Annotated in this window: 10 protein-coding genes; 7 read left to right on the forward strand and 3 right to left on the reverse strand. The window is 57.7% G+C overall.

All coding sequences use genetic code 11. The features are described from left to right. Positions 1–34 precede the first annotated feature (34 nt). From EOL86_08935 to EOL86_08945, 3 genes are all read left to right on the forward strand, one after another. Positions 35–1342 (forward strand): M23 family metallopeptidase, encoded by a 1308-nt coding sequence (locus EOL86_08935; protein NCD25700.1) that lies wholly within the window; start codon positions 35–37, stop codon positions 1340–1342. 61 nt (positions 1343–1403) lie between these two features. Then, complete coding sequence (locus tag EOL86_08940; protein ID NCD25701.1) at positions 1404–2192, forward strand: carbon-nitrogen family hydrolase; 789 nt, start codon at positions 1404–1406, stop codon at positions 2190–2192. A gap of 139 nt (positions 2193–2331) precedes the next feature. Continuing rightward, entirely contained in the window at positions 2332–3006 is a 675-nt protein-coding gene (locus EOL86_08945; GenBank protein ID NCD25702.1) for a CBS domain-containing protein, read from the forward strand. 253 nt (positions 3007–3259) lie between these two features. Here the strand turns inward: EOL86_08945 and EOL86_08950 are convergent, their stop codons facing one another. Next, complete coding sequence (locus EOL86_08950; GenBank protein ID NCD25703.1) at positions 3260–3913, reverse strand: CBS domain-containing protein; 654 nt, start codon at positions 3911–3913, stop codon at positions 3260–3262. Positions 3914–4051: 138 nt separating this feature from the next. On the opposite strand from EOL86_08950, the gene EOL86_08955 reads away from it, so the two are divergent. From EOL86_08955 to hypB, 4 genes are read left to right on the forward strand one after another with little or no spacing between them, the layout of a single operon-like run. Continuing rightward, the gene (locus EOL86_08955; GenBank protein NCD25704.1) at positions 4052–5725 is read left to right on the forward strand and encodes a LysM peptidoglycan-binding domain-containing protein; all 1674 of its coding nucleotides are present in this window, start codon (positions 4052–4054) and stop codon (positions 5723–5725) included. A 15-nt stretch (positions 5726–5740) separates the two neighbouring features. After that, positions 5741–6073 (forward strand): hypothetical protein, encoded by a 333-nt coding sequence (locus EOL86_08960; protein NCD25705.1) that lies wholly within the window; start codon positions 5741–5743, stop codon positions 6071–6073. Between the two features lie 20 nt (positions 6074–6093). Next, positions 6094–6447 (forward strand): hydrogenase maturation nickel metallochaperone HypA, encoded by a 354-nt coding sequence (locus EOL86_08965; GenBank protein ID NCD25706.1) that lies wholly within the window; start codon positions 6094–6096, stop codon positions 6445–6447. Positions 6448–6460: 13 nt separating this feature from the next. After that, positions 6461–7117 (forward strand): hydrogenase accessory protein HypB, encoded by a 657-nt coding sequence (gene hypB / locus EOL86_08970; GenBank protein NCD25707.1) that lies wholly within the window; start codon positions 6461–6463, stop codon positions 7115–7117. Between the two features lie 79 nt (positions 7118–7196). Here the strand turns inward: hypB and EOL86_08975 are convergent, their stop codons facing one another. After that, positions 7197–8840 (reverse strand): alpha-D-glucose phosphate-specific phosphoglucomutase, encoded by a 1644-nt coding sequence (locus EOL86_08975; protein ID NCD25708.1) that lies wholly within the window; start codon positions 8838–8840, stop codon positions 7197–7199. A gap of 80 nt (positions 8841–8920) precedes the next feature. After that, positions 8921–10291 carry a response regulator gene (locus EOL86_08980; GenBank protein ID NCD25709.1) on the reverse strand — a complete coding sequence of 457 codons (1371 nt, stop codon included), beginning with the start codon at positions 10289–10291 and terminating at the stop codon, positions 8921–8923. Between the last annotated feature and the right edge of the window lie 187 nt (positions 10292–10478).

Consider the following 10478-nt stretch of genomic DNA (forward strand, 5'->3'; position numbering starts at 1 on the left):
GCCATGCACCGGACCTCAACACAGAGTTGATTTTATGAAAAGTCGCGTTTCCACATTTTTTTTCGTGATACTCATGCTTCTGGCCGGCGCCCTGGGCTGGCTCTATTCCGTCAAGGCCGAATGGACGCCGCCGACGTTGTCCGTCACGCCGGAACAACTCGCGGTCAGCGCCAAGACAATCTTCACCATCAAGGCCACGGATGAAGACTCCAACCTGCGGACAGTGCGGGTCATCGCCCAGCAAGGGGACAAGACCTTCCAAATCCTTGACCTGAAGGTCACGGAAGAGGCCAAGGAACTGACCGAACAATTCACGATCCCCAAGGAAGGCCTTGGCAACGGTCCCCTGACCCTCATGGTTTCGGTCACGGATACGTCCTGGCACCGCTTTGGACGCGGGAATATCTCCCAGATCACGCGGGAACTGCATATCGACACCAGAGCCCCGATGATTTCCGTGCTTTCCGGCCAGCACAACGTCAACCAAGGTGGCAGCGGCGTCGTCGTCTACAGCACGAACGAGGAGCTGCGACAATCCGGCGTGCGCATGGGCGACCATTTTTTCCCGGGCTATCCATACCAAGCCGGAAAATATCTCTGTTTCTTCGCCATCCCCCACAACATGGACGCCAAGGCCGCGGCTCCCGTCCTCGTGGCGCGGGACATGGCCGACAACGAATGCACGGTGGGCTTCATGTTCCGAGCACGGCCCAAAACATTCAGGCACGATAACATCAATATCTCCGAACGCTTTCTGCAAGCAAAGATGCCCCAATTCGCGAACATGTATCCGGATCTCTCCCAGCCCCTGGATATTTTTCTCCGGGTCAACAGCGAGCTGCGCAAGAAAAACGTGGCCTTCCTGAAGGAACTGGGCAAGGACACGGTGCCGCAAATGCTCTGGAGCGGCCCCTTCGTGCGTCTGCCCAACAGCGCCCCCATGGCCGGCTTTGGCGATAATCGGACGTACATGCACCAAGACAAACCCGTGGACAACCAAACACACATGGGCGTTGACCTGGCCTCCCTGGCGGCCGCGCCCGTGCCCGCCGGAAATACCGGGCGGGTCATTCTGGCGGAATTCATGGGCATCTACGGAAACGTCATCGTCATCGACCACGGCTTTGGCGTGCACTCCCTGTACTCGCACCTCAGCGAAATGCACATCCACAAGGGCGACCACGTCGAACGCGGCCAGATCATCGGCAAAACCGGCGCCACGGGAATGGCCGGTGGCGACCATCTGCACTTCGGCATGCTCATCTCCGGCCTCGAGGTTCAACCCATCGAATGGTGGGATCAGCACTGGATCACGGACAACATCACTTCCAAGCTGCAATGATCAAGGGCCCCTTTCGGGGCCTTTTTCCATTCAGCACCCAAGGCACCAAGGGGCCCTCGACATGAAAATCGGCGTAGCGCAGCTGGCGGGGATTCCTGGAAACATCACGGGCAATCTGGATACGGTCCGTCGTTTGGCCAGGCAAGGCGCGGATCACGGCTGCCGCTTGGTGCTTTTCCCGGAGATGGCCGACCTGGGCTATGATTTCGACGCCATGGCCACCCATGGCCCCCGATCCTGGACATTGGTCGAACCTTTTTTGGCCGACACGGCCCGGGAATGCGGTCTGGCGCTGGCATGCGGGGTCTGTCTGGCGGACCCGGCCGGTCTGGCCAACGCCCTGGTGGTCTGGGGACCGGACGGACGTATTTTGGACCGCTACCGCAAAACCCATTTGTTCCGCGCGACAGAAAGCGACGAATCACGGATCTTTCTCCCTGGCGACAGATTGGTCGATTTCGACCTGGACGGAATCAGGTTTGGCTTGAGCATCTGCTATGACCTGCGCTTTCCGGAACTGTTCCGGGCACTGACCCTTCGGAGCTGCCACGCCCTGCTCATGGCCGCGGCCTGGCCCACACGGCGGATTGCCCATTGGCGCACTCTGGCCGAGGCCCGCGCCGTGGAGAACCAATGCTATTTCTTTGGCGCCAACCGGGTTGGAAATGCGGGCGCCTTTCCCTTTGGCGGCCACAGCCTGTGCGTCGATCCCTGGGGGCAAAAAGTGATGGCCGATGACCGGTCCGAATCCCTGATCACGATGGACCTGAAACCGGACCTCCTCCAGGCGGTCCGGGCCGCCATTCCCGCCCTGGACCACAGACGTCCGGACTTGTACCATGTGTCATGAGGATTCTGGATTTTATCCAGGCTTTGACTGAATATGAAAAGAATACTATAGGCTTGCCCACGGCTATACACACGTCGCGCAATGGACGCGATGTTTTCGTTCATCGCGGGCGGCCTGCCCGCCCCCAAGGAGAACTGATATGATCATCAAGGATTGGATGACCACGGACGTCATCACCATCGACCCGGAAGCCTCCATGATGCGCGCGGCCAAGCTGATGAAAGAAAAAGGTATTCGCCGCCTCCCCGTCATTGACGCCAAGGGAAACGTGGTCGGAATTATTTCGGACCGGGATATCAAGGAAGCCTCTCCGTCCAAGGCCACGACCCTGGACGTCCACGAGCTCTACTATCTGCTGTCCGAGATCAAGGTCAAAAACATCATGACCCCAAATCCCATGACCATCCGGGACACGGACACAGTGGTCAAGTGCGCGGCCATCATGCATGACAAAAAACTGTCCGGCCTGCCCGTGCTGAATGATCGCAACGAGTTGGTCGGCATCATGACCCAGAATGAGGTTTACCGGGTCTTGCTGAGCATCACCGGCGTTTACCACGGTGGAGTGCAGATCGGCTTCACCCTGCCCGACGAACGGGGCAGCCTCAAGGAAGTGCTGGATTGCTTGCGGCGGCACAAGGCACGGGTCATCTCGGTGCTGACATCCTACGACCAGGTCGAATCCGGATTCCGCAAAGTGTTCATCCGGATCATGGACATGGACAAATCGGCGCTCAACGAACTCCGCCAGGAACTCAACGAAAAATACGGGCTGGAATTCTGGGTCCGCGACGCCATCAACCCCATCAGCTGAGCCCCAACCGGCCATAAAGCCAGACCTCGAAACAAAGCCCGTGGATTCCCACGGGCTTTGTTCGGCAAGGAGCACACATGCAAGAAAGCTATCCCATCAAGGACACGTTCAGCGAAATAGTCACCGCCCTTCAAACCGCCCTCGACACGGAATACGTCGTGGGGCTGCTTGTGGCCACGGCGATCATCTCCTTTATCCTGGGGAGAATGACCAAATAAGCCAACAATGCGTCAAGGGCCGGGGCTTATTGGAATCACTGCCACTCGTGCGCGAAGAATTCAGGACCTACAAGCTTGAAGCCTTTGTCGCGCACCGTCCGACGGACCGCCTCGATATCGTCCGTCGCGATGCGGAAGACCAGCAACCGTTTATTTTCGCGGAAAAAAATCGACGTGGACAAAATGTTCACGCCCATGGCGAAAAGAATCTGGGAAACCTCGGCCATGAGCCCCTTGCGGTCTTCGGTCTCGATGACTAGGCGATGCCCGCCCAGGGCCAGCCCCATTTCCTCGACCAAAACCGCCAGCATCGCCCCCCGGCTGACGTACCCTTTCAATTGCCCGCTGGCATCGACCACGGGCAGGCCCGCCAAATCCCGATCGTTCATGATCTGGGCCGCGACCTCGATATCCGTGTCCGGAGTCACGGTTGGGATATTCGTGCGCACCAAATCCTTGACCGTCACTTTCGACAGCAAATAGTTCAGCTCATGCCGGCTGAACGTCGTGGCCGACGACGGCAAGGCGGCCCGCACATCCTCCTTGGCGACGTAGCCCTTGAGGGCCCCGCCTTCCACGACAAGCAAAATCCACAAACGGTTCTCCTCCATCATCCGGTCGGCTTTCAAAATCATTGTATCCGAGGTGATGGTGGGAATGTGCTTGTGCATGACAAGCCCTACGTACATGATGCTACCCTCCGGCGCCGCGCGCCACGGATTACCGATACCATCGGCGGTGACAGTCAGATGACTTTATGCTACCCGCTTGACTCCATTGTGGGAAATCCAGAAGTCCACGCGCCATAGCAACCTCGACACACCAAAATGAGACGTTTTTTCCTTTGTATTCTCGTGCCGTGCATTCTGACAAGTCTGGCCACCCCTGGATTTTCGGAAAAAACGCTGCGTCTTTTTTTTGAAAAGGATACCACCGCCAATCCTCTTCAAACCAAAAAATACACCGTCAAGGATGGCGACTGGCTCTTCAACATCCTGACGAAGAACGGCTATTCCAACGAGGAAATCCACCGTCTTCTCCCGGCTATCCAGCAAAGCAACCCGCACATCCAGAACCTGGACAGATTGCTTCCCGGACAAAAACTATACATCCCCAAACCACAAGCCCTGAAAAAAACAAAAACAGAAAAAAAGCCGAAACAGGAAAAATCCGAAACCAGCTCACGCATTCAAAAGCCATACGTTGTTCGCTCCGGAGACACGGTCATCAGCATCATGCAGCAACAGGGAATTCCGAGACAGTTGGTTTTCAGCAAATACATGTCGCTTTTTCAACAACTCAATCCAGACGTACCCGACATAAACAATCTTCGGGAAGGACAAAATATTTTCCTCCCGCTTCCCAATCCAGCAGATATCGGACTCTCCGGAAATGCATCAAACGCAACACCGGAATCCTTTTTTTCTGCGAATTTTCCCGGCAACGCCACCTCCAAGAATGCTTTTGACAGCTTGAATGGGCCAGGCACGGCCTGGGACACGTCGATGCTGGCCCAACTCGCCAGCATCACGCCCCTGCTGACAAACCCGTCACCCCTGGCGTCCATGGGCGGCCAGGCCCCGGCGTCGGGGGCCGGCGACACAAACACAATTCCGACCGAAACACGCCAGCCAACCACGGGGTTGCCCTATGTGCGTGGCATTTTCAAGGAAATGCGGTTCGCTTTCGCTCCCGGCGACGAAGAACTCTACCCCCTGCCCGATGGCGGCTGGCTCCAAGTCAAACTCGAGGAAACCCCGCTGATGACCACGCCCTGGGGCGAAAAGGTCATTCTTTGCCCGATCCCCAAAAACTCCGAATGGATCGCCAAGGCCAACCGACTCGGCATGCATGTCTGCTCCGTCGCGCCAGACTGGTCTCTTCCCGACATCATCAAGACCTTGACCAAAAAATTTCCCGAAAAAATCCGCCTCTGGAATCCGGGGCAAGATCTATCCCTGTCTCGCAACGGATTGGGGCTGACCATCAAAATGCCGCACACGGTCATCATCCAACACCGCGGACAAAAAATGGTCCACGCTCTTTGGGGACGACAAGCCCAGGACGATCGCGCCCTGCCCCAGGGCCTGCCCGAAGTGCTACGGGACATGGGGGTCAAGGTCATCGAAACGGACCAATTCAATGAAGTGACCCGGCTTCCGACGCAACCGCGACAATCCGTCTACATCCCCGTGGCCGAACACCGGGAGTTGATCCGCGCCCTAGATCCGGACAATCCCCAGGAATTCTTTGGGCCATCCTTGCCCGAGGATCTTGACGGCCTGCTCCGCCTGCTCAAATCCAGAGACCAGCTGCATCAAGGCTTCGCCAACCTCGCATGGTCCGGAGGCGCGGACCGCCGCATCGCCCTGCAGGTTCCGGCCTGGATCGTGGGACCGCCCTCGGGCAAAACCATCCTCCTGGACAGGCGTTTCGCGGACGAATACCTGATTTCCCTCCTCGCGCACGAAGGCTACACCTGCTTCGTGCTTCCCGATTGACACAAGGATACCCTTATGCCCCGCGATTTTTGCGTATACGGACATCTGGCCGCCTTGGATGACACCGAGCTTCGGGCCTGCTCCATGTTTCTTCACGGGTATGAATGTGAAATCCCCGAAACAGCCGTGCTCGATTTCGTGCACGAGGGGCATTTCCTGGACGTGGACAACGATCTAAAAGGCCTGATGGCCATTCTTGGCCCCAACGCGCGAGGCGTCATCGACGTCATCAACCATCAAGACTGGGAAATGCACCGCTACACCCTGCATGGAGGGACACTGCATCGGAAGCGGATCGCCCTGGACAATGCCCTGGACACGGCATACGCATCCGAACGCAAATCCTAAGCATCAACCTGGGAGCCTCCATGCACGAACTCTCCGTCGCCGAAAGCCTGATCAAAATCATCACCGAGGAAATGGCCAAGCACGGCCTGACCAAACTTCTGTCCGTCAAGGTTGTCCACGGACAGATTTCGGCCATCGTGCCCGAGGCCCTGGAAACCGCCTTCGAAATCCTGACCATCAACACTCCGCTGGCGGGAGCCGCCTTTTCCATGGAACTCAAGCCCATGGTGGTCCGTTGCCGACAATGCGGCATGGAATTCAGCCCCACCCAGGAAGAACACATCCTCATGCCCTGCCCACGATGCGCCACGGAGCTTGGACACGAGATCATCTCGGGGCGGGAACTGTATATCGATCATATCGAAGCCGAATAATCTGGAGGAACACATGAAAGTCGACGTGGTACGCAATATTCTCGAGGCCAACGACAGCGTGGCCGCCGATCTGAACGCCCAGTTCACGACCAAGGGCATTCTGGCCCTCAACCTGATGAGCTCGCCGGGTTCCGGCAAGACAAGCCTGCTCGAACGCACCCTGACCGACCTGAAAAGCGAATTTTCCATGGCCGTCATCGAGGGTGACTGTCAGACCGAAAACGACGCCCGCCGCGTCGCCGCCACCGGAGCCCGAGCCGTGCAGATCAACACCAAGGGCGGCTGTCACCTGGACAGCTCCATGGTCCGCGACGCCTGCGCCCAGCTGGGTCTGGATGGAACGGACATCCTGGTCGTGGAAAACGTCGGCAACCTGGTCTGTCCGGCTGAATTCAGTGTTGGCGAGGACTTCAAGGTGACCATCCTGAGCGTGACCGAGGGCGATGACAAACCGGAAAAATATCCATTCATCTTCGCCGAATCCAAGGTCATGATCCTGAACAAAATCGACCTCCTGCCCTATGTTAATTTCAACGTGGACCGGGCCTGCGCCTTTGCCCGCTCCGTGAACCAGGACATCGCGATCTTCCCGGTCTCCGCCACCACAGGCGAGGGCATGACCGCGTGGTACGACTGGCTGCGCCGGGAACGGGCCAAAAAACAGCTCTAGCCCGATCTCCTGGCCGTCAAAAAAGCCCGCCTCCAACACTGGACAGCGGGCTTTTTGTTTGGGTCGACGCGGACGGCGTTCAGGCCTGGGCCAAAACGGCGTCCACCATGGCCTGGGCCTCGACCTTGATCCGCTCCAGGTGCTCGCGCCCCCGGAAGCTCTCCACATAGATTTTGTACATATCCTCGGTGCCCGAAGGTCTGGCCGCGAACCAGCCGTTTTCGGTGACCACCTTGAGGCCGCCAATGGGCGCCCCATTACCTGGGGCATGGGTGATCGTGGCCACAATGGGCTCCCCGGCCAGCTCTTTCGACGTAACCCGTTCCGCGCCAAGGCTCGACAACAGTTTCTTTTGGCGCATATCCGCCGGGGCCTGAAGCCGCTCATACAGGGGCGCGCCAAAACGCCGCGTCAAGTCCAAATACAGGTCCCCCAAGTCCATGCCCGTCACGGCCGTGATTTCCGCGGCCAAAAGATTGAGCAGGAGTCCGTCCTTGTCCGTGCTCCAGACCTTTCCGTTCAGACGCAGAAACGAAGCGCCGGCGCTCTCCTCCCCGCCAAAACAACAGCTTCCGTCAAGCAACCCATCCACGAACCACTTAAAGCCAACCGGCACCTCCCGTACCCGTCGTCCGTGGGCCGCCACCACCCGATCAACCATGGAGCTGGTGACCAGGGTCTTGCCCACCTGGGAGTCCGGATTCCAGCCCGGGCGGTGGGCCAGCAGATAATCGATGGCCACGGACAAATAATGGTTGGGATTCATGAGGCCATGCTTGGCCGTGACGATACCATGTCGATCCGCGTCCGGATCGTTGGCGAAGGCCACGGAGAAGGAATCCTTCAAAGCGATGAGCTTGGCCATGGCCGAAGCCGAGGAACAGTCCATGCGGATCTTGCCGTCCTTGTCCAGGCTCATGAACATGAACGTCGGGTCCGCCACGGTGCTGACCACCTGGATGTCCAGACCATACCTCCTGGCGATGGGCTCCCAATAGGCCAACCCCGCCCCGCCCAGGGGATCGACGCCGATGCGGATGCCGGAGCGGGCGATGGCCTCCATGTCGATGGCCTGGCCCAGATCCTCGACATAAGGCGTGATATAGTCATGTTCCAGACACAAACCCTGGCGCATGGCCCGCTCCAGGGGCATGCGCGCGATGGATTGGGGCACGCGCAACAGGGCGTTGGCATTTTCCTCGATCAGGGCCGTGACCGAGGTTTCGGCCGGGCCGCCGTGGGGCGGATTATATTTGATGCCGCCGTCCTCGGGAGGATTATGCGAAGGAGTGACGACAATGCCATCTGCCAGTCCCGAGGAGCGCCCCTGGTTGTAAACCAAGATAGCGTGGGAAATGACCGGAGTCGGCGTGAAGCCAAAGCCTTGCTGAAAACGGCAGGTCACGCCGTTGGCGGCCAGCACTTCCATGGCCGTGCGCATGGCCGGCTCGGACAGGGCATGGGAATCCATGCCGATAAACAACGGTCCGGTGATGGACCGCTCGCGCCGGTAGTCGCACACGGCCTGGGTGATGGCCAGGATGTGCGCCTCGTTGAAGGATGTCTTGAAGGCCGAGCCGCGATGCCCGGACGTGCCAAAAGACACGGCGTGCTCGGGCACGCCTGGATCCGGAGCGTCCGTGTAATAGCAGGAAACAAGCCTGGGAACATTGATACGCAGGGATTCCGGCACGGGCTGTCCGGCAAGGGAATGTGTGGCCATGTGGTGTCCTTATGAATTACCAGGGTAAATACCCGCCCTGGCGGTTGAAGTCCGAAACTATCTGGTGAGCCGGGATCGGGTCAAAGGCTGCCCGGGGGTTGCACCGGGTCATGCGAACGTTTCCACGCTTCCCAGATCACGGCGTCGTTGGGATCCTGCTCATAGGCCTTCTTAAAAAATTCCGAGCCGTTCTGCCCACCCTTCTGAAAAACCATGCCAATATTGAAAGCGATGTTCTTGCCCGAAGCCGGCAGCGCCGGATCAAGCTCCAAGGCCCGGCGGATGATCTGAAGAGCCTTGGCCGAATGACCGCCCTCGCTGTAAGCCAGGGCGATATTGTACATCAGACCGGCATGGTCCGGAAGCACGGCCAGAACCCGGCTGTATTCCCGGATGGCCTCCTCCCACTTTCCTTGTTTGCGCAGGGTAATGCCCAGGATATTGACCGTGGCGATGTCGGCCAGGGAAAATGATTCCCCGCGTAAATCCAGGGATTTTTTTGAATATTTCGCGGCCATATCCGAGTCCCGATCCGCGCAAATATTGGCGATCCGGGCCGACAGGCTGGCCATGATCTCGGCGGCCTCGCGCCGGGCCAAGTTCATGGCCCGCTCGAACATCGTCTCCGCGTCGGGCGCATTGCCCTCGATCATTTCCAATTCGCCGATACGAACGACGCGCTGGGTGTTCAATGGACTGATTTCATTTAATTTATAAAGATATTTAAGCTGATTACCGGGATCACCGGATTGTTCATACAGCTCCACCAAGCGCTTCAACGGGGCAAGATACAGCTCGGCGCCGCGCACGGCCCGCTTGTACATGTCCTCGGCCTTGGCCATCATGTTGAGCCCCCGATAGGCATCGCCCTTGATCATATATCCAGCCGCGCTGTCAGGCTTGAGATTCAGGATCTCCTCGGCCACGATCAAGGCTTCTCCCCAACTCGCGCTGGCGAGAAAATTTTTCCCCTTGTCGATGAGCTTACCGAATCGCCCCTGGGGGGCGATGGTGAAAGCCAATTTTTCGATGAGGGAGGCGATGGAGATGGGCTTGACGATGACATTATGCGCCCCCTGTTCCACCAACAGCGCGAGAGTGTGTTGATCCACTTCCCGAGTCAGGATGATAATGCCTGCTTCGGGGTTTAGGCTCAAAATTTTTTCAATAGCCTGGGATGATGTCATCCCAGGGATAATCCGATCCATGCAAACCAAAATTTTGTCCTTGGGTTCCCTATCGAGCACGGCGATCATCTCCGTGAACGAGTTCGCATGCGCGAAACAGGCCCGTGGCAGCCCAAGGTCATGATGCAATGTATTTTTAAGAAGACTCACGAAGCTCGTGTCCGTGGTCAAAACCACGAACTTTCCTCCATTCGAGGCGTAGTCAAAAATGGAGTTCTCGAGCGCGTTGGGGCTCGGACCAAAAATCGATTGAACCGCTTCCATGAATTCATCCCATTGTTATCGACCCCGCCAGCCATGACGAAGGATACCTTGTACCCCCCGATACGCAAAAAATACACAATGCATCACGGATGTTCAACGCGATTGATTTTGTCGATGCGGAAGCTCTCGTTCTGCCAAGATTTTTCTTGATTTCTCCACTTTGTTCACATATTTAAGATTTTTAGAC

This window comes from Deltaproteobacteria bacterium (assembly GCA_009930495.1).
In the GTDB taxonomy this organism is placed as follows: Bacteria; Desulfobacterota; Desulfovibrionia; order Desulfovibrionales; family Desulfomicrobiaceae; genus Desulfomicrobium.